The 25,150-nt window shown below is 60.4% G+C and carries 29 protein-coding genes; 22 read left to right on the top strand and 7 right to left on the bottom strand.

Annotated elements, in window-relative coordinates; genetic code table 11:
* Positions 1-8 precede the first annotated feature (8 nt).
* Positions 9-2,099: a (E)-4-hydroxy-3-methylbut-2-enyl-diphosphate synthase gene (ispG, locus tag LRS06_RS19845; protein WP_257873106.1), complete on the bottom strand. Its 2,091-nt coding sequence runs from the start codon at positions 2,097-2,099 to the stop codon at positions 9-11.
* Positions 2,100-2,311: 212 nt separating this feature from the next.
* On the opposite strand from ispG, the gene LRS06_RS19840 reads away from it, so the two are divergent.
* The 3 genes from LRS06_RS19840 (at position 2,312) to LRS06_RS19830 (ending at position 4,773) form a co-directional block, all read left to right on the top strand.
* A complete protein-coding gene (locus LRS06_RS19840) occupies positions 2,312-3,508 on the top strand; it encodes a lactonase family protein (RefSeq protein WP_257873105.1) in 1,197 nt (398 codons plus the stop codon).
* An 84-nt stretch (positions 3,509-3,592) separates the two neighbouring features.
* Positions 3,593-4,081: a TlpA family protein disulfide reductase gene (locus LRS06_RS19835; protein ID WP_257873104.1), complete on the top strand. Its 489-nt coding sequence runs from the start codon at positions 3,593-3,595 to the stop codon at positions 4,079-4,081.
* Positions 4,082-4,146: 65 nt separating this feature from the next.
* Positions 4,147-4,773, top strand: coding sequence for a thioredoxin family protein (locus tag LRS06_RS19830; protein ID WP_257873103.1), 627 nt, complete (start codon positions 4,147-4,149; stop codon positions 4,771-4,773).
* 149 nt (positions 4,774-4,922) lie between these two features.
* On the opposite strand, the gene LRS06_RS19825 is transcribed toward LRS06_RS19830, so the two are convergent.
* On the bottom strand, positions 4,923-5,897 hold the full coding sequence (locus LRS06_RS19825) for an NAD(P)H-quinone oxidoreductase (RefSeq protein ID WP_257873102.1): 975 nt from the start codon (positions 5,895-5,897) through the stop codon (positions 4,923-4,925).
* A gap of 160 nt (positions 5,898-6,057) precedes the next feature.
* Here LRS06_RS19825 and LRS06_RS19820 point away from each other — a divergent pair, with 160 nt between their 5' ends.
* From LRS06_RS19820 to LRS06_RS19790, 7 genes are all read left to right on the top strand, one after another.
* Positions 6,058-6,237: a hypothetical protein gene (locus LRS06_RS19820; protein WP_257873101.1), complete on the top strand. Its 180-nt coding sequence runs from the start codon at positions 6,058-6,060 to the stop codon at positions 6,235-6,237.
* A 44-nt stretch (positions 6,238-6,281) separates the two neighbouring features.
* Positions 6,282-6,563 (top strand): hypothetical protein, encoded by a 282-nt coding sequence (locus LRS06_RS19815; protein WP_257873100.1) that lies wholly within the window; start codon positions 6,282-6,284, stop codon positions 6,561-6,563.
* Positions 6,564-6,601: 38 nt separating this feature from the next.
* Positions 6,602-7,048, top strand: coding sequence for a hypothetical protein (locus LRS06_RS19810; RefSeq protein ID WP_257873099.1), 447 nt, complete (start codon positions 6,602-6,604; stop codon positions 7,046-7,048).
* Between the two features lie 166 nt (positions 7,049-7,214).
* On the top strand, positions 7,215-7,469 hold the full coding sequence (locus tag LRS06_RS19805) for a hypothetical protein (RefSeq protein WP_257873098.1): 255 nt from the start codon (positions 7,215-7,217) through the stop codon (positions 7,467-7,469).
* A gap of 155 nt (positions 7,470-7,624) precedes the next feature.
* Positions 7,625-8,155, top strand: a complete 531-nt coding sequence (locus LRS06_RS19800) for a GNAT family N-acetyltransferase (protein ID WP_257873097.1) — start codon at positions 7,625-7,627, stop codon at positions 8,153-8,155.
* A gap of 208 nt (positions 8,156-8,363) precedes the next feature.
* Positions 8,364-8,603, top strand: coding sequence for a hypothetical protein (locus tag LRS06_RS19795; RefSeq protein WP_257873096.1), 240 nt, complete (start codon positions 8,364-8,366; stop codon positions 8,601-8,603).
* 168 nt (positions 8,604-8,771) lie between these two features.
* Positions 8,772-9,164, top strand: a complete 393-nt coding sequence (locus LRS06_RS19790; RefSeq protein WP_257873095.1) for a hypothetical protein — start codon at positions 8,772-8,774, stop codon at positions 9,162-9,164.
* On the opposite strand, the gene LRS06_RS19785 is transcribed toward LRS06_RS19790, so the two are convergent.
* On the bottom strand, positions 9,141-9,923 hold the full coding sequence (locus LRS06_RS19785) for an IS5 family transposase (RefSeq protein WP_257869898.1): 783 nt from the start codon (positions 9,921-9,923) through the stop codon (positions 9,141-9,143). The genes LRS06_RS19790 and LRS06_RS19785 overlap by 24 nt on opposite strands.
* Positions 9,924-10,125: 202 nt before the next feature.
* Here LRS06_RS19785 and LRS06_RS19780 point away from each other — a divergent pair, with 202 nt between their 5' ends.
* From LRS06_RS19780 to LRS06_RS19765, 4 genes are all read left to right on the top strand, one after another.
* On the top strand, positions 10,126-10,605 hold the full coding sequence (locus LRS06_RS19780) for a hypothetical protein (protein WP_257873094.1): 480 nt from the start codon (positions 10,126-10,128) through the stop codon (positions 10,603-10,605).
* A gap of 62 nt (positions 10,606-10,667) precedes the next feature.
* Complete coding sequence (locus LRS06_RS19775; protein WP_257873093.1) at positions 10,668-11,357, top strand: DUF4328 domain-containing protein; 690 nt, start codon at positions 10,668-10,670, stop codon at positions 11,355-11,357.
* A gap of 226 nt (positions 11,358-11,583) precedes the next feature.
* Positions 11,584-12,531: a hypothetical protein gene (locus tag LRS06_RS19770; RefSeq protein WP_257873092.1), complete on the top strand. Its 948-nt coding sequence runs from the start codon at positions 11,584-11,586 to the stop codon at positions 12,529-12,531.
* Positions 12,532-12,982: 451 nt separating this feature from the next.
* Positions 12,983-13,330, top strand: coding sequence for a hypothetical protein (locus LRS06_RS19765; RefSeq protein WP_257873091.1), 348 nt, complete (start codon positions 12,983-12,985; stop codon positions 13,328-13,330).
* 85 nt (positions 13,331-13,415) lie between these two features.
* On the opposite strand, the gene LRS06_RS19760 is transcribed toward LRS06_RS19765, so the two are convergent.
* Together LRS06_RS19760 and LRS06_RS19755 are read right to left on the bottom strand one after the other, a co-directional pair.
* Positions 13,416-13,805, bottom strand: a complete 390-nt coding sequence (locus tag LRS06_RS19760) for a hypothetical protein (RefSeq protein ID WP_257873090.1) — start codon at positions 13,803-13,805, stop codon at positions 13,416-13,418.
* A gap of 15 nt (positions 13,806-13,820) precedes the next feature.
* Positions 13,821-13,934, bottom strand: a complete 114-nt coding sequence (locus LRS06_RS19755; RefSeq protein WP_374679450.1) for a transposase — start codon at positions 13,932-13,934, stop codon at positions 13,821-13,823.
* Positions 13,935-14,028: 94 nt separating this feature from the next.
* Between LRS06_RS19755 and LRS06_RS19750 the strand changes: the two genes are divergently transcribed.
* The 3 genes from LRS06_RS19750 (at position 14,029) to LRS06_RS19740 (ending at position 16,482) form a co-directional block, all read left to right on the top strand.
* On the top strand, positions 14,029-14,550 hold the full coding sequence (locus LRS06_RS19750) for a hypothetical protein (protein WP_257873089.1): 522 nt from the start codon (positions 14,029-14,031) through the stop codon (positions 14,548-14,550).
* Positions 14,551-14,624: 74 nt separating this feature from the next.
* Positions 14,625-15,050, top strand: a complete 426-nt coding sequence (locus tag LRS06_RS19745) for an STAS/SEC14 domain-containing protein (RefSeq protein ID WP_257873088.1) — start codon at positions 14,625-14,627, stop codon at positions 15,048-15,050.
* Between the two features lie 100 nt (positions 15,051-15,150).
* On the top strand, positions 15,151-16,482 hold the full coding sequence (locus LRS06_RS19740) for a site-specific integrase (protein WP_257873087.1): 1,332 nt from the start codon (positions 15,151-15,153) through the stop codon (positions 16,480-16,482).
* Between the two features lie 216 nt (positions 16,483-16,698).
* Here LRS06_RS19740 and LRS06_RS19735 read toward each other — a convergent pair whose 3' ends face one another.
* Positions 16,699-18,888, bottom strand: a complete 2,190-nt coding sequence (locus LRS06_RS19735; protein WP_257873086.1) for a glutamine synthetase III — start codon at positions 18,886-18,888, stop codon at positions 16,699-16,701.
* A gap of 275 nt (positions 18,889-19,163) precedes the next feature.
* On the opposite strand from LRS06_RS19735, the gene LRS06_RS19730 reads away from it, so the two are divergent.
* From LRS06_RS19730 to mtaB, 4 genes are all read left to right on the top strand, one after another.
* The gene (locus LRS06_RS19730) at positions 19,164-20,402 is read left to right on the top strand and encodes an LTA synthase family protein (protein WP_257873085.1); all 1,239 of its coding nucleotides are present in this window, start codon (positions 19,164-19,166) and stop codon (positions 20,400-20,402) included.
* Positions 20,314-21,018: an LTA synthase family protein gene (locus LRS06_RS19725; RefSeq protein WP_374679449.1), complete on the top strand. Its 705-nt coding sequence runs from the start codon at positions 20,314-20,316 to the stop codon at positions 21,016-21,018. The genes LRS06_RS19730 and LRS06_RS19725 overlap by 89 nt, the downstream gene beginning before the upstream one ends.
* A 22-nt stretch (positions 21,019-21,040) precedes the next feature.
* On the top strand, positions 21,041-21,421 hold the full coding sequence (locus tag LRS06_RS19720; protein WP_257873084.1) for a hypothetical protein: 381 nt from the start codon (positions 21,041-21,043) through the stop codon (positions 21,419-21,421).
* Between the two features lie 87 nt (positions 21,422-21,508).
* Positions 21,509-22,849, top strand: a complete 1,341-nt coding sequence (gene mtaB, locus LRS06_RS19715) for a tRNA (N(6)-L-threonylcarbamoyladenosine(37)-C(2))-methylthiotransferase MtaB (RefSeq protein ID WP_257873083.1) — start codon at positions 21,509-21,511, stop codon at positions 22,847-22,849.
* Between the two features lie 169 nt (positions 22,850-23,018).
* Here the strand turns inward: mtaB and LRS06_RS19710 are convergent, their stop codons facing one another.
* On the bottom strand, positions 23,019-23,669 hold the full coding sequence (locus LRS06_RS19710) for a helix-turn-helix domain-containing protein (RefSeq protein WP_257873082.1): 651 nt from the start codon (positions 23,667-23,669) through the stop codon (positions 23,019-23,021).
* 481 nt (positions 23,670-24,150) lie between these two features.
* On the opposite strand from LRS06_RS19710, the gene LRS06_RS19705 reads away from it, so the two are divergent.
* The gene (locus LRS06_RS19705; RefSeq protein WP_257873081.1) at positions 24,151-25,044 is read left to right on the top strand and encodes a helix-turn-helix transcriptional regulator; all 894 of its coding nucleotides are present in this window, start codon (positions 24,151-24,153) and stop codon (positions 25,042-25,044) included.
* Positions 25,045-25,150 lie beyond the last annotated feature (106 nt).

Below are 25,150 nucleotides of genomic sequence, written 5' to 3'. Positions count from 1 at the left end.
CTTCTGCTCTACCCCGCCACCGGCTCCTCCAGCAGTACCGGCTCAATCCAGCGGCCGTCCTCGCGCATGAGGTCAATCAGCTGATCTACGGCCTGGGCTTCGGGCACGGCTTTCTTAATGACTTCCTGGCCACGGTAGAGGGCAATTTTGCCTTTGCCCACGCCCACGTAGCCGTAGTCGGCGTCGGCCATTTCGCCGGGGCCGTTCACGATGCAGCCCATAATGCCGATTTTCACGCCCTTCAGATGGTCGGTGCGCTTGCGGATCATGGCGGTGGTTTCCTGCAGGTCGAACAGGGTGCGGCCGCAGCTCGGGCAACTGATGTACTCGGTCTTGCTCATGCGCGTGCGCGCCGCCTGCAGAATACCAAAGGAAAGCTGGTTGAGCTGATCCAGCGTCGTGAGCCACTCCTGTTTCGGGCGGGCGGGCAGCAGCTCGGTGCTCAGTACTACCCCGTCGCCGAGGCCGTCGAGCAGCAGGCCGCCCACGTCGGTGGCGGCGTAGAGCTGGGTTTGCTCGGGCGTCAGCGCGGGGTACTGGCGGTTGATGATGACCGGATTGGTCACGCCATTATTCATCAGCTCGAAAAACGCCCGGCGGATTTCGGGCATAGCGTGGGCGTTGTCGGTGTAGAGAATAATGACGGCCGTAGCGTCGGCGCGCAGCTGCCCCAGGGAGGCGGGCGTGAGCGAGTCGAGGTGCTGGAACACAAAGTTCAGCTCGGGGTGGCGGGCACCAGGGGCAGCGTATTCAGTATGGGTCAGTACCGGGTAATGGTCGGGGCGCTGACCGGCATCAAGCCAGGCGCTGTAATCCACCACTTCCTTGAGGCCGTTGGGCAGCATAAACGGCACCGGGCGCTGGCCCGAGTACACGTAGTCGGCGCCGAGGTCATTCATCTGAAACTTGTCCAGAAACGCGGAGTACAAATGGCCCACAGCGCGCAGGTCAGCATACTCCACCGCATCCAGGGCCGAGAGGTCCACCATCACCCGGGGCACATTCTGCCCGCCCAGGTTCAGCACCTCGCGCGTAGGGCGGCGGTGGTACTGGAAAGGGTCTATCGGTAATGAGGAATTAGTAATTAGTAATGAAGAATTGGCAAACGCAGGGGCAGGCATGGCAGCAGTGGCCTCGTTTTCAATTACTAATTGCTCATTACTAATTCCTAATTCCTCGCCCAACGGGCGAATCGGCTTGGCTTCGGCCGCGCGGTTCGTGTATCGGTCAATCAGGGCGCGGGCTACGGGGGCTTCGGCTTCGGGAGCTTCGGTGAGCGAAACGCGCACGGTGTCGCCGAGGCCATCTTCGAGCAGGGTGCCGATTCCCACGGCCGACTTGATGCGGCCGTCTTCGGCTTCGCCGGCTTCGGTCACGCCCAGGTGCAGCGGGTAGGGCTGTAGGCCCTCCTCATCGAGCTTCTGCACCAGCAGCCGGTAGGCCTGCACCATTACCTGGGTGTTGGAGGCCTTCATGCTCAGCACCACGTCGTAGTAGTTTTCTTCCTCGCAAAGGCGCAGAAACTCCAGCGCCGACTCTACCATGCCCAGGGGCGTGTCGCCGTAGCGGCTCAGGATGCGGTCCGACAACGAGCCATGGTTGGTGCCGATGCGCATGGCCGTGCCGTACTGCTTGCAGATCTGCACCAGGGGGCGGAACCGCTCCCGGATGCGCTCCACCTCGGCCGCGTAGGAGGCATCGGTGTAGTCGATGACGTCGAACTTCTTTTTATCGGCGTAGTTGCCAGGGTTTACGCGCACTTTCTCCACGATGCGGGCGGCCAGCTCGGCGGCGTTGGGCGTGAAGTGAATATCGGCAATGAGCGGCACGTTGCAGCCCCGCTTGCGCAGCTCCTTCCTGATTTCCAGCAGGTTCTGGGCTTCCTTCACGCTGGGGGCCGTGATGCGCACGTACTCGCAGCCGGCCTCCACCATGCGCAGGGTCTGCTCCACCGAGCCCAGCGTGTCCATGGTGTCCACGGTGGTCATGCTCTGCACCCGAATCGGGTTGAGGCCGCCCATGGGCAGGTCGCCGATTTTCACTTCCCGCGAAAGGCGGCGCTTGTACTCGGTGAGGCTGGGGCAATACGTCTTGTTCATAGAAAGGAAAACCAGCGGCGGAAGGCGAAAGTTGCGGCAGGAAGGTGGTACCGGCGGCAAAGGTACGAGCTAATAGCTACGGTCGATGGCGCCGGCGCCCTGCCAGCCTCGCCTGGTAGACGCTCCAGCGCCGCCGATATTTCGCCGCCACAACTCCGGCGCAGTAGCTACCTTGCCTCCCTGACGTTTCATCCTTTTCCCGCGCTGCCCGCATGACCCTTCCAAACTCTTCGCGCCGTCATTTTTTGAAGCTTACCGGTTTGACGCTGGCCGGCCTGCCGCTAGCCGTTTCCGGGTGCGCGTCCGCCCTCACCGGCAGCCGCAAAGACCCTTCGTATCTGGTGTACGTGGGCACCTACGCCGCTGCCGATGCAGAAAGCGTATTTCTGTATCGCCTGAACCCGGAAACCGGTGCCCTCACCCGGGTGGGCGCCTCCAAAGCCGGCCCCAACCCCACCTACCTAACGCTCGACCCGCAGCAGCGCCTGCTGTACACGGCCAACGAAACCGAGGAATACAACGGCATGAAGAGCGGCTCGGTGCGGGCTTTCGCCGTCGACCGCAAAACCGGCGGCCTCACCCTGCTGAATGAGCAGTCGTCGTTTGGACCAGGGCCGTGCTACATCAGCCTCGACCACACCCGCCGCCTCGCGCTGGTGGCCAACTACGGCGGAGGCAGCGTGTGCGCCCTGCCCGTGCAAGCCAATGGCCAGTTGGGGGCGCCCTCGGCTACTCAGCAGCACACCGGCTCGGGTCCGCACAAAAACCAGAACGTGCCCCACGCCCACTGCTTCCTGCCCGACCCCGCCAACCGCTTTGCCCTGGCCGTGGACCTGGGCATCGACCAGGTGGTGGCGTACCCGCTGGAGCCAGGCACGGGCAAATTCCTCAACACGCCTACCACTGCCTTTGCCACTGCGCCGGGCGCCGGGCCGCGCCACCTCATCTTTCACCCCAATAAGCGCTGGGGCTACCTCATCAATGAGTTGAACTCCACCGTCACGGCCCTGAGCTACGACGCGGCCCAGGGGAAATTCAGCGAGCTGCACACGCTTCCCACGCTCCCGGCCGGCTTTACCGCGTGGAATGCCTGCGCCGATATTCACGTGTCGCCCAACGGCCGGTTTCTCTACGCCTCCAACCGGGGCCACAACAGCATCGTGGTCTACGCCATTGACCCGACCAGCGGAAAGCTCACCTGGGTGCAGCACGCCGATACCCAGGGCAAGATTCCGCGCAACTTTGCCCTCGACCCCAGCGGCCGCGTGGCGCTGGTAGCCAATCAGCAGACCAACAACATCGTCACGTACCGCATCGATGGCCAGACCGGCATGCTCACCGCTACCGGCACGTCAGTGGAAGTATCCGCGCCGGTTTGCCTGCAGGTGGTGCCCGATTTTCTGGCGTAGCCTGCCGCTCAGATGTTTGTGGGGCGGCAGGCAACTTCCGGCGCGCTTTGCTGTCTATCAGCTGATACCAAGGAATTTCAGCTTATGCTCAGACTTTCTTTCCTGATTATGGCGGTTGTGCTGCTGCTCGCCCAACCCGGCCGGGCGCAGCAGGTGGCCGTCATCAAGCTGCCCGAGCTGCAGCGCCGCCTCAGCCTGCCGAATGACACCACCTACGTAGTGAACTTCTGGGCTACCTGGTGCGCGCCCTGCATCAAAGAGCTCCCCTACTTCGACCAGCTGACCGCCACTTACGCCGGGCAGAAGGTGAAGGTGCTGCTGGTGAGCATGGACTACGCCTCGCAGCTCGACAAAAAAGTAAAGCCCTTTGTACTGAAGCGCGGGCTGAAGTCGGAGGTGGTGCTGCTCAACGAAACCAACCCCAACACCTACCTCGCTCAGATAGACCCTACATGGAGCGGTGCCCTGCCCTTTACCCTGCTGCTGAACAATGCCCGGCAGCGGCGCGCCACCTTCGAGCAGGAATTCACAGCTGAAGAGCTGAAAAAGCACCTACAGGCGTTTATAAAATAACTTCCGCCTCAGTTTCGGGCTAGCATCCTCTTTCTCCTTTCCCTCACTTTTTCACGTCTGCGCTTATGAAAAAGCTTCTTCCTTTTCTCGCTGTGGGCCTCGTGCTGGCCCTAAGCAGCTTCATGATGTGGCGTCCGGCAGCAGAGGCCGGCTACCAGGTGGGCGACAAGGCGGCGGACTTCAGGCTGAAGAACGTTGACGGAAAGCTGGTGTCATTGGCCGATAACAAGGCGGCCAAGGGCTATATCGTGGTGTTTACCTGCAACACCTGTCCCTACGCTCAAGCCTACGAAAGCCGCATCTTGGCCCTGCATCAGCAATATGCCAGCCAGGGTTACCCGGTAGTGGCCATCAACCCCAACGACCCCGCCACCGTGCCTGGCGACTCCTTCGCCGAAATGCAGAAGCGAGCCAAAAGCAAGGCCTATGCCTTCCCCTACCTGCAGGATGAAACCCAGCAGGTGGCGCGGCAATACGGCGCCACGCGCACGCCCCACCTCTACGTGCTTACCCGCCAGGGCAATGACTTCGTCGTTAGCTACATCGGCGCCATCGACGACAACTCGGAGGACGCTAAGCTGGTTAAGACCAAGTACCTGGAAAATGCCATGACCGAGTTGCTGGCCGGCAAGCCCGCTACGGTAAGCTCCACCAAAGCCATTGGCTGCACCATCAAATGGAAGAAAGCCTGACGGTTCTGCCGGGAGAAGGTGCTGTAGTTCTGACAAGTTTACCGGAGCAGCTTTTCTTTTCCCGAAGCTGACACCTGATTTCGCTGAAACGGCCGATGGTACCACGTGTATCACCGGCCGGTTTTGTTCAACCGCTTGAAAAGCTACCCTCAGCTGCCGACTTCCAGCACGATTTTGCCGATGTGCGCACTGCTTTCCATTAGCTCATGCGCCGCTACGGCCTCAGCCAGCGGGAAGCGGCGGTAGATGACGGGGCGGAACCGGCCGGCAGCCAGCAGCGGCCAAACGTGCTGCTCCACCGCGGCGGCCAGCGCGGCTTTAAAGTCGGCGGAGCGGGGGCGCAGGGTGCTGCCCGTAATGGTGAGGCGGCGGCGCATCACGTCCAGGGCATTGAACTCGGCTTTGGGGCCCTGCATGGCGTTGATGAACACCAGGCGGCCATCGTCCCTGAGCAGGCGCAGGTTCTTGGGGGTATAGTCGCCGCCAATCATATCCAGCACCACGTCTATGCCCTGGTCTTTCAGCTCGGCTTCAAAATCTTCCGTCTTGTAGTTGAAGCAGCGCGTAGCGCCCAGCTTTTCGCAGGCGCGGCATTTCTCGTCGGAGCCGGCCGTGGCAAACACCGTGGCCCCCAGCGCCGCCGCCAGCTGAATGGCCGTGACGCCGATGCCGCTGCTGCCGCCGTGTACGAGCAGGGTTTCGCCGGGCTGCAGCTGCCCGCGTTGGAACACGTTGTGCCACACGGTAAACACGGTTTCGGGCAGCGTGGCGGCTTCGCCCATCGTCCAGCCGGGGGGCACGGGCAGGCAGTGGCGGGCATCTACCACGGCGTACTCGGCGTAGCCCCCTTCAGCCAGGAGCGCGCACACTGCGTCGCCGGGGTGCCAGCGCCCGGCAGCGGCGCCCACGGCTTCCACGGTGCCCGCAATTTCCAGCCCCGGCACGGTACCGGCCACGTCGCCGCTGCCGGCGTACTTGCCCTGACGCAAAAGCACGTCGGGGCGGTTGATGCCGGCGGCCTGCACGCGCACCAGCACCTGGTGTGGGGCTGGCTGGGGTACACCGGTAGAAATAAGCTGTAATACTTCGGGGCCGCCGGGCTGGGAAATGATGATTTGGTGCATAACGAACGGGGAAGTCAGGGCTGTAAAGTTGCGTCGTCGGTTGACAGCATACGGTGCCTACGCCAGCGGGCAGCGGCAGTTTCGTCGGTTTCTGTATGGAATGCTTGTCCGCCCGGCAGCCGGCTGCGTACTTGCAGGGCGCTACGGCGCCACCCGACTTATGAAAAACCGCCCCATCTGGATTACCCTGCTTGGCAATATGACCAAGGCGACCGGACTGGCCGCCTGGCAAACCGGCCGCCTGTTTCGCAAAGCCGCCGCCGCTGCCCTCGACTCGGTGCAGGAGGTGCTGCGGGCCGAAGTAAAAAAGGCAACATCCGGCTGGTACAGGATTTCCTGACCGATAAGGCCCTGCCCGCCGCCCGGGCCCTGCTACTCGAACGGATGGCCGCCCGCTTGCTGGTACGCATCGGGCTGCGCGGGGTGCTGGCTTCCAACGTGGTCGGCTGGATTCTGCCGTTTGTGGTGGAGCAGCTGATCAAGGTGGCGCACCGTTCTGGCGTGCTCGATAAGCTGAAAGCCCACCCCACCGTAGCCGACTCGCTCACCCGCCTGGACGAGCTGAAGAAAGCCGCCTGGAAAACGCTGGTGCCCGATGCCGGCAGCGGCGCCGAGCTGCTGCCCGACGATGCCGAACTGCCCCGGCAGCTGACTGCAAAGCCGTAACGCTTACTTAAACTCGACCATAGCCCGCCGATTCCCGTATGCGGGCCCTACACGTCTGGTTTCACCAGCCCCGGCGTCCCTACCGTATGCAACCCGCGCTGTCGTTTCCTTACCTGAACATTTACCTGCACACCACTGTCTGCCCGATTATTGAGCTTCAATGGCTCAGCTTCGCCAACAGCACCGGTTTCCGGCAAAGCGTTTCGCAGGGCCTTCAGCTAGCTCTGGAGCACCGCGTGCAGGGCTGGATTGCCGACGACCGGCTGCTGGGCCCCGTACGGCCTAAGGACCTAGATTGGGTACACCGCACGGTACTGCTGCCGCTCAGCCGGATGGGCCTCCGGCGGTTTGCCTTGCTGGCCTCCGACGATCCGCTCAACCGGCTGACCATCGACCGGATGTACGAGCAGGCCGAAACGGATATTGCCTTCGAGCTGCGTCGCTTTGATGATATTGAGGAAGCCCGCCGCTGGATATGCGAGTAATTTTATTTCAATAGTATATCCCTCAATAATAGCTATATACAACACACATTCTAAAGTATTAAACTAAGTAGAGCCAACAGCTTTTTTTCTTCATGCCGAAAACTTATTCGACCTGATTGCGGCAGTTACCGTACAGACGGGCTGACCATCACACCACGTACTTCTTATGAAACTGTCCTTCAAATCCCTGCTTCTTTTCGCCGCATTTGCTGCCTTCGCCACTACTTCGTGCTCGGAGAGCCAGCAGGAAAATGCGGAAGCCACCACCGAAAACGCCGCCAATGAAGCGGGTGCCGCCACCGAGCAAGCCGCCAACGATGTTCAGGAAGATATGGCCCGGGAGCCCGGCGACACGGCCGTAGTGCAGAACAAAGAGGCTGATAAGCTCGTGGAAGAAGTTCCCGCAACGCCGCAGAACTAGTTTTTGCCTTGTATGCCATTAAACGTGCCCGTTCCGGTAGTTGCCGGAGCGGGCACGTTTGTTTTTAGATGAGTTTGTAACCAGAACTTAGTTAAGCAGGGTTTTTACTGATTTGAGGGTTACTCCAGGCGTACTTCTTTGTTCTATTTTTGTTGATGCTGGAATTAAAACCTTTTAGCGCAACGGACGCTCCGCGGGTAGCCCTGCTGCGAAACCACCCCGTTATCCTGGCCAACGGCTTTGACGGCACCCCTGACCCGTACACCGTAGCCGCCGCCGAGGCATTTATTGCATCGCAGGCGCCCAAGCAGCCGGCCGAAAACCTGGCCATCTGGCTGGCTGGGGAACTGGTAGGCAGCATTGGCCTGTGGCAAAAAGAGGACGTATTCCGGCTCAGCGCCGGGCTGGGGTACTGGGTAGGCGCCCCGTACTGGGGCAAGGGCGTAGCCACCGAAGCTATTGGCTTATTTATCACGTATGCATTTGCAACCTTTAATATAGTGCGCTTGGAGGCCGGCGTGTTTGCCTTCAACCAGCCGTCGATGCGGGCTTTGGAGAAAAACGGTTTCTACCTGGAGAGCATCCGTCGGCAGGCCGTGGTTAAGCACGGGCAGATACAGGACGACTACGTCTGGGTCAAGCTAAAGCACCCCGATCAGTCGGCGCCTTACCCGACTCCTGGGTAAACTCCGGAGTACCTTACTCCAAAAACCCGATTTCTCAGATCGACAAGGCTGGCTGCACTTGCAGGCCCTCCGTCTTCTCCCTCACACCCCCCTCCACGGTGGTACTACTGTTGCTTGTTTGTCCTGACGAAAAGCGTATGTTTGGGGTGTATGTTATGCCTGTATGTGTATGGAGGTACATAGGGAACTTGCTGAAATCCGCCGGCAAATGCGGCAGCTCTTTTTAGCCCGGACCGACCTGATGACTCTGGAGCAATGTCGCCTGGAGTGGCAGCGCATCCTGCAACAGCTGCAGCAGCGCCCCCTGGAACCGGCCCTGGCCGCCCGCATTGCCGACAGCCTCAAGCAGCTGGCCGAGCTGGGCCGGGCCGACTCGCCTTTCTGGACGGCCACGGCCCGGCGTCAGAAGATGGAAAACGCGCTTATTCAGGCGGTGCAGGGACTGTAGTAGCTCCAGCCGCAGCGCGTAAGGTGGGCGTATCTGGGTCCGGCTGGCGGGTAAGGCGCATCCGGCAGTTGCTGCAGCTGCCGGTGAAGAAGTAACTGAGACCTGCTACGCTGGCCAGTGGCCGAAGAGGCTGGAGCGGCGGTGGAGCGGGGGTAACCTATCAAACTCATGAGACAGCTGCTTGTACTTGCCATTTGCTTATGCGCTGCCCCGGTTTGGGCGCAGGGCAGCATCACGCCCAAAGCCGCGCAGCTACCGCAGCCGACAAGTGTTGAGTCAGTCTTAAAAGCCAGTACTAATCCTCGCCTCACCCAACTTGCCCTCCATGCCATCCTGTATCCGGCGCTACGGGATACGCTTTCCAACTATCCCATGCCACACCTGCAGCCCGGCGACCTGGTAATTATTCGTGATGAGGCTGGCCAGTGGCTCAAAGTGGTGCGGGCTGGCCGGGACGCCACCCGCTACGCCCCCGATATTGTGCCTTACTACCTGCGAAAATCTAGCCTGCGCGGCGCTAAGAGGGTGTTTGGGAATTCACTCGGTTGTAGCACGTCGTAACGTCATGGTCAGATTGGCGAGCAGTATCCAGGCCGCATGGCTGGCCGGGGTGCGCTCGTAATCCACGACGATGCGCCGAAAGCAGTTGAGCCAGGCGAAGGTGCGCTCCACGACCCAGCGCTGGGCCACGGGCACGAAGCCCCGGTCGGCACTGGGCGGGCGGCTGGCCACTTGGTGCTGCCAGCCCAAGGCCCGGACCTGCTGCGCAAAACGACCGTGGTAGGCCCGGTCGGTGAGCACGGTGCGCAGCCGGCTGGCCCAGGCCGGGCGCAGCTGCTCGCGCCGGGGCAAGAGCGGGTGGGCCGCCCGGCTGTCGTGTCCGCTGGCCGCGTGCACGACCACCTGCCAGATGCGGCCGCCCGTGTCGCACAGGACCTGGCGCTTGCGGCCGTTCACCCGTTTGTGCGCGTCGAGGCCGCGCTGCTGGTTCAGGCGCGGGGCCAGTTTGACGCTTTGCGCGTCGACTAGGGCCAGCGACGGGGTGGGCAAGCGCTGACTCGCCAGCCGGTCGGCGCGGTTGCCGGCCTCGTTAAGCCGTTGCAGCGTGCCGGTGGCTTGCCAGCGGGCGAAATAGTAGTACACCGCCGACCAGGGCGGGAAACACGCCGGCAGGCTGCGCCACTGGCAGCCCGTGCGGCACACGTAGCGCAACGCGTCAACGACTTGGCGCAAACACAAGCGGCGCTTGCGTTGCAGGGGCAGCAGCGGCGCAATAACTTGCCACTGCGAGTCAGTAAGGGGTTGATAGCACTCACCCATAAAGCGAAAAGGAGCCTAGGAACTCCCCACGCAACTTACTGGCTCGTTTCTTTTGGCCCGAACCTAATTCCCAAACACGCTCTAAGACATTCGTCATCCTTTAGGCTTGTCCCCTCTCAGAAGCCGCAGCCGGCACGGGTGTGGCCGTGGCGCGCCTACGGGGTATCTTTGCGTACCCCGCCGCTATAGAACTTCCCAAGCCATGCCTAATCGGATAGTCTACCTACTTTTCTCCCTACTGCTCCTGGCCAGCCCGGCCGTTGCCCAATCTACCCTGGCCAAGCCGGCAGCCGCCACGCTGCTGGACCAGGAAAATGGCTTTCGCGCTTACCACTTCGGCGAGACGTACGCCCGGTACCCGAAGTTGCGCGTGTTCTTCGATGATGGCCCCACTATCACCTACATCGCCCCCCAGGAAGATTTGCACTACGCCGGCGTGCCGCTCACCGAAGTCCTCTACACCTTCACCCCGGATGGCCTGGACCGGATCAGCTTTACTACCCGGGGCCAGCGCCACAGCGACCAGCTCAAGCAGCAGCTTATTGTCCGCTACGGCCCCGGCCAGCCAGGAACCAGCTACGTGAATAGCTATGAGTGGCGAGGCCAGCACGTGGTGCTCAGCTTCAGCGCCGCCACCAAAGAGAACCCCGACGCCCAGGTGCTGCTGTTGCGCCTGCCGTAGTACAACCTGACAGAAGCCCCAGCCGCTGCCGCCACGGGTGCTCCTAGCTATCCCCTCGTTCTATGTCCGTTACTTCTACCGCTAACACCATTTCCCTGCTCGACAATCGGTTCCGCCTCCGCTTTGTCCTGGTGCTGCTGTGGCTCAGTGGCGGCGTAGCCCTGGTCTCGTTTGCCCTCAATGGCTGGCAGTTCCTGCTCAACTACCGGTTATCCCACGGCACGAATACCCTGACGCCGCTGCAAAAGAACGGTTTGGCGCTTGTATGGACAGAGGTGCTTCAGGTTTTCGTCGGCTTTTTAACCATGCTGGCGTCTGCGCTATGGTCGCACCGGGCCTACGCCAATATCTACCGGTTGCGCCAGTTCCGGCCCCAGTTCGGCGCGTGGTATATCGGCTGGTTATGGGTGATTCCCCTTTTCAGTTTGTTCCGCCCCTTCCAGGTGATGGAGGACATTTTCTCTTCCCTGGTGCGCAACGCTCCTTCCAGTGGCGGCAGCCTGCCTAGGGCCTGGTACCGGCTGTTGGCCTGGTGGTGGATGCTTCATTTAATACCGCTGGTGGGCTCACGCGCCCTGCAGGCACTCTATCCCAGCCAAACACTGGACCCCGACCGGGCACTGCAGCAAAACGGCTTTGTTATCTTGCTCATGGCCCTTACTGCGGTGGATACGGTTCTGGCGCTGCGGCTCTTCCGCCGGCTGGGTGCCCTGGAGCGGGAAGTCGCTCAGCAGGTTGGTGTGGCCCGGTAAGACACCGGCTGCTTCGTGGCAGATGCCGCTGCAGAAAGCTGTAGTATCTAACAGTTAAATACTTACTTTTATAGATTGTTTTCGCCCGTCTATGAAACTACCCTTACTCCTCTTGCTTCTTAGCCCGGTGGCCTGCCTGGCGCAGTACCGCCCCATCCATACTCCTACTCCCCCCCGGCCGGCGTATACCCCGGCTCCCCCTCGACCCGGCCCTACCCCTTCCCAGGTGCAGCAGCGCACCCAGCAGACGCACCAGAGGTCAGAGAGCATGCGCCTGCAGCAGTTTTCGCAAGCACAAAGCTTGAATAACTATGTGCAGCAGTTGCGGCGCAATGCGAACCAGCAAGAAATCCTGGTGCACCGGCGCGTGATGTATCGCCAGTGGAGCCAAGAAGAACTGGTGAAAGACCAGGCGTCTCGCCAGCAGGAAGAGCAGAAAGGAAACGCACAAATTGCGGCCTTCATCGAGCAGCAGCAGCGCAAGCGGCTGGAGCAGCCCGCACAAGATGCGCAGCAGGCCAGCGAGCAGCAGCAGGAAGAGGCCAAGCAACTCAGCCTATTCAAGGTAAAAATCTACCAGGAGCTATTTCTTCCAGGGCAAATCGATGCCGCGCTCCAGTCGCAGACGCTGTCGCCCAAGTCGCGGGAGCAGGTGCAAAGCATCAGCAAGGATTTGTTGGATAACACCTGGTGGAGCAAGCAGGACGCTGGTCAGCTACCGGGCTTACTGGCTACGCACAGCAACACGCTGGCTACGCTCACGGGCGAATTGCTGGAGTTTGATATTGCCTCTCCCCCCGCTGCGCCAAGCCCGCTCTCGCTGAGCAGCCTAAACGAGATGCTGGCCAAGAACAGCTTTGACCAGCTTGCGGCGGGAAAAATCATCCAGTCGGCCGCGCAGGCCGATAAAATCACGGCCGGTCAGCGACTCGCCAAAGCCGTCATGGATTTCAAGCGCGTGACCAGCAACGACGCCGCGAATCAAGCGCTGCACAGCGACCCGAAGAAGCTGCGCTCTTCTGTAAAAGAAAGCCTACGCATCGTCAATGCGGAAATGGTGCGCTATGATGCGCTGATCAACAATTTGGAGCGCGTCTACGAAGCGAAGAAGGCTGTCCTGCACGCCACCACCAACTACGTCAAGATGAACGATAAGAGCAGCCAGGAAGGCTAGTTAAATCGGCTGACTGCATCTACCCCATAGGCGCAAGCCTTGGCTCCTGCATGCTCATTTGCCTTCCTGTATGGTGCTCACACTTTTTCTGTCGGAAAACACCCCAATAGCCCTTTCTGGTTTACTCCTGCTGGTTCCTGTGGTGTTGGTGCTTTTTGTCCCCATTTTGAAACTATCACGGCCGGAATCATCCGTGAGTGCGAAGCTGGTAGCACTGGGGCTGGCCTTGCTCCCCGCTTGGCTTGGCAGCGGACTCAGCGACGAACTCGGGGCGATGGTAGGCTTACTCACGTATTCGCCCCTGGTAGCCGTTTTTGTGAATTTGGTGCGTAGTGCTTCGAGGAGTTAAGCTACTTTGCCCCGTATGTACTCCGCTCTTCGCCGCCCCATCCAGGCCTCCAACCTGTAGTTTCTGACGCTGTTGCTCTGCAACGTGGCCGCCAGCGTGCAAATGCTCAGCCGCTTTCTCACTACCTGGACGCCTCCAGCCTCAGATAGGAAGGTATGGCTCTTCTTCGCCGTTCTTGCCACCCTCCTGCTGCTTTTAACGGGCCTGCTCGTCCGAGTGGGCCTGGGCATCCGTGCGGGCAAGCGCTGGGCCTTCCTGCTGTTCGGAGCCTACGCGCTCTGGACCGGCTACTGGCAGGCGCATGGCTTGGTGCTGCGCATTCGGGAGCTTGACCCCTGGCTTATCCTAAACTTTATCATTCTCTACCTGCTAGGCAAAACGGCCTACCTACTCTACCAGCACGAGCGGTGGCGGGCGCACTTGCAGCATAAAAGCGCCCAGGGTAGCTAAGAGTGTGTTTGGGAATTTAGATTTTAGTCATGCTGAGCCTGCCGAAGTAGGGCGCAAATGGTCTTCTCAGAAATTCCAACACGCTCTAAAGCGTTTGGAACGGCCCTGGAATCTTCTGCTCCCATTCGGCCGCTTCCTCCTGAGTCAGCGGGCCACTGAATCCAGGGTCCCTCTCCTGCTTACGGGTGTAGCGCTGTCGATCAATCAGAAAGTACACGTCGCCGCTAGCAGGCAGCGTTTTGCCGCTGTACTCGTTTCTCCCGACATAATAACTGCAGTGCCCCTTGGCCAGAATGTACCGTTCGTTCCACTTGACGGCGTCGCAGCCCCCGGGAATGACAGGCAAGGTACCGTATTGATACAAACCTGTGCCGCCGACAACGTGCATCAGGGCGAAGTCTGAGTCTATAGTAATCTGAGGTTCGCAACTGGCTAAGCTCAAAGCCAACAGTATGGCGAATTGCATCTTACGCATAGTAGTCAGAGGTTTTCAGGTGTGGAAGGTGTGGAAATAATAGTACACCGCTGTCCACTTGGGAAACAGGCTGGGCAAGCACCGCCATTGACAGCCTGTGCGGCACACGTAGCGCAGGGCCGCAAACACAAGCGCCGTTTGCGTTGCACCGGCAGCAGCCACTTGATACCTTGCCACTGAACATCCGTGAGCGGTTGGTAGCTCTCGACCATAACCAGTTGCTATGTACTACGACATATATGGTCTCTCGGCAGGGCGTGACGAGGACACCGTGGAACGCTTTCTGGCCCATTTTTGCGACCGCACCTGCATTGAGCCATTGGTAAATAAATCGCTGTACGTCTGGCAGAATGATAAATACAACACACCGGAGGTGTTTCGGCCGCTGCATTCCATCGCTGAACTAATTGCGTACGCGGTAGCAAATCCGAATCACCTCTTCAACTTTTACAACCACAAGGGGTTGCGAGACGACGTGTTCAGTACCATCATCCAATTCACCAATGACGGGAAGGTCGTGTTCGGCATCTCCGTTTGGTACGATACGGACGAAGGAAGCGACACTTATGAGGATGCGTACCTAGTGGAAGCAGAAATCAGACAGGTGACCGGAGCGTACAAAAGCTGCATCACAGTGGAATACCCGCCTGCTAGGGATGAAGAAGAGTTTGACGAAGACGTTGCTATGTGGAAAGATATGCACGATAGTTTCGAAAGAGACAACCCAGACTTGGTTATCCGTTGATGCCTTTATCAAAATCCCTAACACGCTCTTAGAAGCGCGTTACCTTTGCTTAGCTTATTCTTACTCTCCCTATCATGGCAACGGAACTACTCAACGGCTTCGGCAAAGTTTACCTGACCATTGACTACGACCAGGCCAACCACTGGGTCTACAACAACTGGATCGGCTACCAGACCTACACGGGCATCATTTCGGGTGCCGATGCCTGTTTGCTCCCCCTGCAGCAGCAGGCCTGCGCCTACCTGCTCAACGATAACCGCCAGGTGCTGGGCCCCTGGGACCACGCCGTGGAGTGGATTGTCACCGACTGGGGCGTGCGGGCCGCCGCGCAGGGCCTCACTCATTTTGCCCACGTGGTCAGTCCCGACTCGCTGGCCGCGCAGTCGGCCAAGGCCATGCTGCTGGGCCTGGAGGGCCGCCTGCACCTGCGCATGTTCAGCGACATGGACCAGGCGCAGGCCTGGCTGCGCGAGGCCCAGCAGCAGGTAGTTAATCAATAGCGCTGTTTTACTCCAGGCCCGGTAACTGCGTTATCTTTACCTAGAACCGCCGGCAGCCGGTTACGGGAAGCGGCTGCTGAGCTCATGACCCGCTGCTGCTATGGAAGTCACGCGCCAGTTACTGACGGCCTTTATTACCAAAAAGGGCTTGGCCCGCATCCAGCTTACCTTCTGCTGGGAAGGCCACCGCCTGCGCCTGCCTTCGGGCGAGCGATGCACGCCCAAGCAGTGGGACAAGCGCCGCCAGTATGTGAAGGGCAATCCCGGCTCCCCGGCCGAGGCCATTAACGCCACGCTCACCCGCTGGCAGCAGGCCGGCACCCAGACCCACGAGCAGGCCCGGCGCCAGGACCAGGCGCTTGACCCGGCGCAGATGGAGGCAGCCATCCGCCAGCGCTACCAGCAGCTGCTCGAGGCCGAAACCGACGTGGCGGAGCTGCCGGAAGTAGCGCAGGCCCCGCCCGGCTTCCTGGACTACATGGCCCAGTGGATTGAGCATCAGGCCAGCAAAGTATCCGTGCGCACCGGCCGCTCCCTGACGCGTGACTCGGTGCAGGCGCTGCGCCGCACCCGCGCCGTGTTCGAGGAGTTTGCGGCGGCCACCGGCACGCCGCTGGCGCTGGAGCAGCTGGACCGCTCGTTCTACCACGCCTTCAGCCAGTGGCTGCTGCTCGATCAAAAGAAGGACGTCAACACGCTGAGCACGCACGTGAAGCGGCTGAAAAACTTTCTGGGCTGGTGCGAGGAGCAGGACTTGCCCGTCAGCGGCAAGTACCGTCGCTTCGAAGCCCCGGACGTGTACCGGGGGGTGGACGCACTCACCCAGGCCGAACTGCTGCGTCTGGCGGCCATTGATTTTCAGCAGCCCGCAGTGCAAGCCTACCTGGCCAGTCAGTTCGAGCCCGCCGTGCGCACGCACCAGGGCGGCCGGCCCGTTGTCACCCAGGAAGAGTTCATGACACGCGCTGAGCACGCCCGCGACAAGGTGCTGCAGTGCGCCTACCTGGGCCTGCGCCTGGGCGACGCGGACCGCATGAGTCCAGACTGGATTCAGGGTGAGCTGGTAAAGCTGCACGCTGGCAAAACCGACAAGCCCTGTTTGATTCCGTTTTTTGACGACGACGTGTTTCGGCCCGTAGCCCTGATAGAAAAGTATGCCGGCAGCGGGCTGCCTACGTGCCTGCCGGTGGTCTTCGAGCTGCACCGCTACTTTCCCCTTGTGCAGCACCTTTCGGGCATCACGCGCCTGAAGCTGGGCACGCGCACGGGCCGCAAGACGTTTGCCACCCTTAAGATTTACCAGGGCATGCCCAAGACGCAGGTCATGCTGGCCACGGGTCATACCACGGAGAAAAGCTTTAACCGCTACTTGGGCATCGACGAGCAGGAGCTGCTGAGCAACTACCGCAAAACGGCGCGGCGCGTAGCCTAAAAGTAGTGGCAGATTTAGTGGCAAACTGGTGCTTAATGCTGCTTACCCCTGCTTAACACTGCAAGGGCAAACGCGCTTCATGCCTATTTAAAGGCATTTCTGTTAGTCACCGCTAAGCGCTAAAACAAAAAAAGCCGCCCCACCCGGAACGGCTTTTTCGAAATCGAAACCGAAGAAAATTCCCACCCAACTTCGGTTCGATTCTGGCGCTGGACTCTAGTGCCGGAACAAAAGTTCACGATACTTTACCAGGGGCCAGTCCTCATCGGCCACCATCAGCTCCAGCTTATCCACGGAGCGGCGAATGGTGTCGAAATGTGATTTGACGGTGTCGCAATAGGCAATGGCCCGCTCGCGCGTGTCGTCTATTTTGTTGGCCACTTTACGGGCATCAACCATCTGCTCTACCTGAGTTTTGATGTTGTTGATGTGACGCGAAATAGCTTTTATGGTATCTACAGTTACTTGAGAGTCTTCTTCGTCGAGGCCCAGCTCACGCAGGCCGCGCACGTTGTTCACCAGCTTGGTCTGGTATGCAACCGCCGTGGGGATGATATGGTTCACGGCCAGGTCGCCCATTACCCGACTTTCGATCTGGATTTTCTTCATGTAATCCTCCAGCAGAATCTCGTGGCGGGCGTGCAGCTCCACGTGCGAGAAGATGCCGTGCCGCTCAAACAGCGCCGAGGCCTCTTCGGTTACCAGCGCATCCAGGGCGTGGGGCGTGGTGGGAATGTTAGCCAGACCACGGCGGGCGGCTTCCTCTTTCCACTCGTCGGAGTAGCCGTTGCCCTCGAAGCGGATGTCCTTGGAGCTGATAACGTACTCGCGCAGCACGTCCACAATAGCCACTTCCTTTTTCTTGCCCTGCTCAATCAGCGCATCCACTTTCGTTTTGAAGTCGATGAGCTGCTCGGCGACAATGGCGTTGAGCACCGTCATGGCCGAGGAGCAGTTGGCCGATGAGCCCACGGCGCGCAGCTCAAACTTGTTGCCGGTGAAGGCAAACGGCGAGGTGCGGTTACGGTCTGTGTTGTCGAGCAGGATAGCCGGAATCTTGTCGATGCCCAGCTTGAGGTAGATGTTGTCGCCTTTGTCCAGGGGCACTTTGGCCGTGCGCTCCAGCTCATCCAGCACCGAGTCCAGCATCGAGCCCACGAATACCGACATGATGGCCGGTGGGGCCTCATTGGCACCCAGGCGGTGGTCGTTGGAAGCCGAGGCAATGGAGGCGCGCAGCAGGTCGCCGTAGGTATGCACCGCCTTGATGGTGGTGATGAAGAAGGCCAGGAACTGCAGGTTTTCCTTGGGCTTACGACCCGGGGCAAGCAGGTTGATGCCCGTATCGGTGCTCATTGCCCAGTTGTTGTGCTTGCCCGAGCCGTTTACGCCCGCGAAAGGCTTCTCGTGCAGCAAAACCTTGAAGTTATGCTTGTCGGCCACCTTGTCCATCAGGTCCATCAGGAGCTGGTTGTGGTCGATGGCAAGGTTGGCGTCTTCGAAGGTAGGCGCGCACTCAAACTGGTGCGGGGCTACTTCGTTGTGGCGGGTGCGCAGCGGAATACCCAGCTTGTTGGCCTCTTCTTCGTAGTCCAGCATGAAGGCGTGTACCCGGGGCGGAATCGAGCCGAAGTAGTGGTCCTCCAGCTGCTGGCCTTTAGCGGGCGAGTGGCCAAATACGGTGCGGCCGGTCATCACCAGGTCGGGGCGGGCCGTGTGCAGGGCTTTATCAACCAGGAAGTACTCCTGCTCGATGCCCAGTGTGGTGTTTACGCGCTGTACGTCTTTGTCGAAGTACTGACAAACGTCTACGGCGGCCTTTTCCAAGGCAGCCAGGGACTTCAGCAGCGGGGCTTTGTAGTCCAGTGCTTCGCCGGTGTAGGCTACGAAGATGGTTGGGATGCACAGCGTTTTAGCACCGGCCGTTTCCAGAATGAAAGCGGGCGACGTGGGGTCCCAGGCGGTGTAGCCACGCGCTTCGAAGGTGTTGCGGATACCGCCGTTCGGGAACGAGGAAGCATCCGGCTCCTGCTGCACCAGCGCCGAGCCCTTGAAATTTTCTACGGGGCGGCCGTCCGAGTTCAGGTCAAAAAACGAGTCGTGCTTTTCGGCGGTGGCGCCGGTCAGTGGCTGAAACCAGTGGGTGTAGTGGGTAGCTCCTTTGGCCATGGCCCAGGTTTTCATGGCCGAGGCCACGGCGTCGGCCACGGAACGCTCCACCGGCGCGCCCTGCTTGATAGCCGATTGCAGCTTCTTGAAATATTCCCCGGGCATGGTAGCCCGCATGGCATCGAGGTTAAACACGTTCTTGCCGAACGAGTCTGAGCGACGCTCACCGGAAGAAATCACCTCGACCGTTTTGCGCTGGTCGACTAGCTCAAGAGCTTTAAATCGGAGAATGGCCATATAGGATTTATGTGGAGACTATGAAACTACAAGGGCAAATGTAGAAGAACGGCATCCATGTTTCCAAATGCACCCTGCGTTTTTCGGGGTCATTTTCTTGAAAAAGGTAGCTTTTTTTCACCTACCCCCTTTAAAACTTATACCAACCTCGGTTTTTGCGCTGAAAAACACTAGCCTTTGTCCTGCGTTGACTAATACAGCACAAGGTTTGGCGAACAGAGCACCAATTATCTGCCGCCCACGCAACCGCACACTTGCTGGTGTTACTTTTGGGCGTGAATAACCGCTTTGCGTTTCAGCCGCGCTACTTTTTGTTCTGGCTGCTCTTTTTTGTGGCAGCCAAGCTGCTGTTTCTGGGCTACCACCACCAGCTGATTGCCCCCTTGCCCCTGGCCGAGGTGGCGCAGATTGTTGTTTTCGGGCTGCGGCTGGATGCATCGGCGGCGGCCTACCTGTGTTTGCCGGCTTTTCTGCTGTTTCTGGCCGACTGCCTGGCCGGACCACGCTTCCCGCTGGAGCGGCTGCTGCGTTTTGTTACGGCGGTTGCGGTGCTGGTCGTATCCGTGCTCACCGTGGCTGACCTGGAGCTGTATCAGGCCTGGGGCTTCCGGCTTGATGCTACCCCGCTGCAATACCTGAACACGCCCACGGAAATGGCCGCCTCAGCCGGCTCGGCCCCGTGGGGGCTGCTGCTGGCACTCTGGGGCTTGCTGCTGGCCAGCAGCTGGGGCCTGTATACCGGGCTGATAGGCCGGCTTCCGGCGGCTCCGTCCGGCTTCGGGCGCGGAAGGGCTGCTTTGGTAAGCCTCCTATATATAGCCCTGGTAGTGGTGCCGCTGCGGGGCGGGGTGCAGCAGATTCCCGTCAACCAGAGCGACGTATATTTCTCCACGGTGCCGTTTGCCAACCACGCCGCCGTGAATACGGCCTGGAACGTGGTAAACTCCCTGCTGCAGCAGAGCAGCACCGTGAATCAGTACCAGTACATGCCCGACAGCACCGCCCGCCGGCTGGTGCAGGAGCTTTACGCCGCGCCGGCTCGCCCGGCGCCGGCCTCGCTGCTGCGTACGGCGCGGCCCAACGTGCTCTTTATTATTCTGGAAAGCTTCACCAGCAAATGGGTAGGCAGCCTGGGCGGGCAGCCCGGCACCACGCCCACGCTGGACAGCCTGGCGCGTACGGGCGTACTGTTCTCCAACATCTACGCGGCCGGCGACCGGAGCCAGAAAGGGCTGGTGGCCCTGCTGAGCGGCTACCCCAATCAGCCCACTACCAGCATCATCAAGTACCCGCGAAAAACCGAGCGGCTGCCTCACCTGGCTCGCTCCCTGGCGCCAGCGGGCTACAGCTCCCGTTATTATTATGGGGGGCGAGCTAGCCTTTGCCAACATGAAAAGCTACCTCGTAGCGGCCGGCTACAACCAGATTACCGAGCGCAGCGACTTCCGGGCCAGGGAGCAGAACTCCAAATGGGGCGCCCACGACCACGTGCTGTTTCGGCGGGTGCTGGATGACCTGGGCCGGCAGCGGCAGCCGTTTTTCGTCACGGCCTTCACGCTCAGCAGCCACGAGCCGTTTGATGTGCCCATGCGTACCCGCTTCCCGGGCAGCGACGAGGCGACGCTCTTCCGCAACTCCGTGTATTATACCGACCACACCCTGGGCCAGTTCTTGCGGGCGGCCCGCCAGCAGCCGTGGTGGAGCAATACGCTGGTAGTGCTGGTAGCTGACCACGGCCACCCGCAGCCGGGCGGCACGCCCAACTACGCCCCAGCTAAATTCCGGATTCCGCTGCTGCTCACCGGCGGCGCGCTCCGGCCCGAAGCCCGGGGCCGCGTTGTCCGTACCATTGGCTCCCAGACGGATGTAGCCGCCACGCTGCTGGCGCAGCTGCAGCTGCCCGCCACGGCGTATGCGTTCAGCCGCAACGTGCTGGCCGCCGATTCAGCTTCGGCCTTTGCCTTCTACTGCTTCACGGATGGCTTTGGGCTGATAACGCCGCGTGGGCCGGTTACCTTCGACAACGCCGCCCGGCAACCGATTACCCGCAGCCCGCGGGTACCCGCCCGGCAAGTGCAGCAGGGCCAGGCCTACCAGCAGGTTTCTTTCGAGGACTTTCTGCGTAAGTAAGCACCCTATCAACCAGCCCCTGATGGACCAGCCGGACCTCCTGTTTGTGTACAATGCCAAGGCCGGCCCGCTGAATGGCCTGCTCGACACCCTGCACAAAACCCTGTCGCCGGCTACCTACGCCTGCTCCCTGTGTGCCCTCACCTACGGCGCTACGAGCATGAAGCCGGAGTGGCGGCAGTTTCTACAAGAATTGCCCGCCACGGCCACCTTTCTGCACCGCGACGAGCTTCATCGGCTTTACCCCAAGCTGGCCACGCACCCGCTCCCAGCCGTGTTCCGGCGCGACGCTTCTGGCCCGTGGCAGGTATTTCTGACGCCTCAGGAACTCCGGCAGCCAGATCTGGCGGATTTGATAGACTTGGTGCGGCACCGGCTGACGGCCCGCCGGAACGCGGGCTAAGTAGCAGCCCTGCCGGAACGGCGCCAACTTCCCTAAGCAAGGTATCCGCAACAACCGGCAAGTAGCCGTATCTTTGCGGCCTTGCTTATGGAAACCAGAAAAGTTGCCTTTTATACGCTGGGCTGCAAGCTCAACTTCTCCGAAACGTCGGCCATTGGGCGGCAGTTTGAGGAGCACGGCTTCGTGAAAACCAGCTTCGAGGACGCAGCTGATATCTACGTCATCAACACCTGCTCCGTCACCGACCACGCCGACCGCAAGTGCCGCAAGGTGGTGAAGGAGGCGCTGAAGCATAATCCCGAAGCGTTTGTGGCTATTGTGGGCTGCTACGCTCAGCTCAAGCCCCGGGAAATTGCCGAAATTCCGGGTGTGCACGCCGTGCTGGGCGCGGCCGAGAAGTTTCAGCTGGTGGAAACACTGGCGGGCTTTCAGAAGCCGGCGGTCGGGCAGCCGGGCCAGGTTTTCGCCTCGCCCATTGCTGCCGCCACCGAGTTTCACGCGGCCCACTCCTACGGCGACCGGACACGCACCTTCCTGAAAGTGCAGGACGGCTGCGACTATTCCTGCTCGTTCTGCACCATTCCCCTGGCCCGGGGAAAAAGCCGCTCCAGCTCGGTGCAGAGCGTGGTGGAGCGCGTGCAGGCCCTGGCTGCCACCGGCGTAAAGGAAATCGTGCTGACGGGCGTAAACCTCGGCGACTTCGGTCTGCAGGGTCCGGAGCGGGAACGGCGGGAGAACTTCTACGACCTGGTGCAGGCCCTGGACGAGGTGGAAGGCATTGAGCGGTTTCGCATCAGCTCCTGCGAGCCCAACCTGCTGTCCGATGAGATTATCCGGTTTGTGGCCCGCTCGAAGCGGTTTATGCCCCATTTTCACATTCCGCTGCAGTCAGGCTCCAACAAGATTCTGGGCCTTATGCGCAGGCGCTACCGCCGCGAGCTGTACCAGGAACGGGTTGCCCTGATCAAGGAGGTGATGCCGCACGCCTGCATCGGCGTCGACGTAATCGTGGGCTTCCCCGGCGAAACCGAGGCGGACTTCCTGGAAACCTACCAGTTTCTCAGCGAGCTGGACGTGAGCTACCTGCACGTGTTTCCGTACTCGGAGCGCGAAAACACGCTGGCGCCTACCCTACCCGGCCGCGTGCAGGACCGCCTCCGCCACGACCGAACCACCCAGCTGCGCAGCCTTTCGGAAAAGAAAAAGCGCTTTTTCTACGAGCAGCACACGGGCCAGCAGGCGCAGGTGCTCTTCGAAGATGACGTAACCAACGGTCAGATGGAAGGCTTCACCCCCAACTACATCCGCGTCACGGCCCGGTACGACCCGTTGCTGGTAGGGGAATTGAAGCGCCTGCGCCTGACCGTCGTGACCCCGCAGAACCTGATGGAAGCCGAAGAGCTGGGCATCGAAGTTTTTCAGCATTAGGGTAAACCTGTCATTGCAAACAGCACAAAGCAGTCCGTCCTGAATAAAACCAGCAAGCCCCTGACGCTAGCACGGACGAGGGGCTTGCTGGTTTTATTCAGGATGGGTTGGCACCGCCTGATGCGAGGAATATTCTTCGTTCTCGCACTCGCAATAACGGCGGCGGTTCCTACCGGCTTATCTGCCGCTGCATCAGGTCCATCATTTGTTGCATCAGGCGCTGCTGCTCCTGCAGGTGCTGGTTGCGCAGTTCAGCCAGGGCCAGCTGGTGGGCCATCTGCTGCGTGTATAAAGCGGCTTGCCAGCCTTCGGCAGGAGCCTGCGGGGCCACGGCAGCCGGAGCCGCGACAGGCGCCGGTGCAACTGCCGGAGCTGGCTCAGCAACTGCCGCGGCTATGGAGGGCAGGGACTCAGAGGCAGGGGCAGCAGCAAGCACGGGTGGTTTAGCATTGGCCGCTGCAGCTTGTGGAGCTTCTGCCGCAGGTAAGTCCTGCGCAGCTTCCTCTTCCTCGGGTGCTGGTGCCTCTTCGTCTTCTGCTTCCTCATCAACGCTGGGCGCATTGACCGGCGGAAAAAGCTGGCCGGCTTGGGCTACGTACCTGGGGCCTTTACCCAACAGCATCCAATCTTTTGATACATTTGGATAAACAGTGAATAATGTCTCAAGCAGGTCGAAACCCGGCTTATTCCGTCCTTCTATCAGGTGCTGAATAACCGTGGCTGTTCGACCTAGAGACTTTGCAAAGGCATTTTTTGATATACCCAAATCCTTAACAAGGAGCGCAAAACGCTCAGCAACACTTTCGGCCATATTACTCAAATGGTTTAGATTATCTTATTCTGCAAATGTATAATAAAATAAACAAGGTTAGTAGTGGATAAGCTGCTGGTTGTGTTGTTCCTGGGTTGTAGGGCTTGGAGTTTCTGCCCAAAAAGCGCCTACGCTTTCTGTTGCTTCGGGCAATTCGGCGAGACGCGAAATTTTGCATTTCGTCGAATTGCCCTGGTACTCTCTGGTGCTCCTAAACAAAATCGAACACATCGGAAAAATCGGGTTCAGCTTGGCGACCAACTCATCCCCATTAGTAGCACCTACGCTGAAGTATTTTACAAGACGCGGAGAGGTTTGAATCTGTACTAGCGTTGCCTTTATGCTCCCTTCCCGCACAAAGCCTACGCTCAACCAGCGGGCATCTGGACGGATTTTGACCCTTCTGCCTGGGTTAGGTATCGACTCGTATCAGAGGGTGCCGGGGTACTGCGGCCAACTATTACAGGTCGGAAGCTGTTACTTGCCACTTATGCCTGCACCTGCCACCTATACCTACACCTCCGAGCTCTACGAGGGCCCGGCCCTGACGAGCAGTGCCGTGCTGGACTGGCCCGGGGTACGGATTGAGCGCTACCAGCTGGCCCCAGCGGCTCTGCCGGCTCACTGCCACGAGCACCACCTGCTCCTGGTGCATCAGGGGCCGCAGCCGGTAGTTGCCAGCCGCCGCACCGGAAGCCGCGTGGAAGCAGACCAGTTCCGGCACGGCGACGTGGGCCTGTACCCGGGTGGGGAGTACGGCCCGTTTAACTGGGACAGCCCGGTAGACATCATTCAGGTGCATCTGGATGCCCTTGCCCTGGAAAACCGGGCCCGTCGCGACCTGGACGTGCGCGCCTTCGCCCTGCGGGAGCGGTTTCGCTGCGAGGATGGGCTGCTCGCCCAGCTCGCTCAGCAGCTGCTGGCGGCCACGGGCCGGGCAAATGGCCTCGGGCAGCTCTATGCCGAGTCGCTGGTAACTACGCTCTGCTACCATCTCATTGAGCACCACGCCACGTTCGAGCACCGCCCAACGAGCGGGCCCGGGGGCCGGCTGCCGGCCGCGGTGCTGGCCCGCATCGATGCTTACCTGGAGGCCCACGCGGAAGCGCCCGTGACGCTGGAGGTATTGGCCGGCATGGCCAACCTGAGTGTGTTTCACTTCGCCCGCCGCTTCAGGCACACCACCGGCCGCGCCCCCTATCAGTACGTGCTGGACTGGAAAATCCGGCGCGCCCGCGCTTTGCTGCGAGCCGGCGAGTTGCCGGTGGCTGCCATCGGTGATGCGCTGGGCTTTGCCTCGCCGGCCCATTTTGCTGCCGCCTTCAAGCGGGCCGTGGGTCAGAGTCCCCGGGCGTTTCAACAGGGCCCGACCGCGCGCCAATAGCGCAAGAATATGTAAGTAGAAGGCAGGAATCAGGCACTGGTCCGGGAAGCATTGGGGGACCTTTGAGGTAATTAAAGCGGCCGACGAACTGCGGCGCTTTCCCCTC

It is taken from the genome of Hymenobacter sp. J193, assembly GCF_024700075.1.
In the GTDB taxonomy this organism is placed as follows: domain Bacteria; phylum Bacteroidota; class Bacteroidia; order Cytophagales; family Hymenobacteraceae; genus Hymenobacter.
This window is presented reverse-complemented; position numbering and strand designations above follow the sequence as displayed.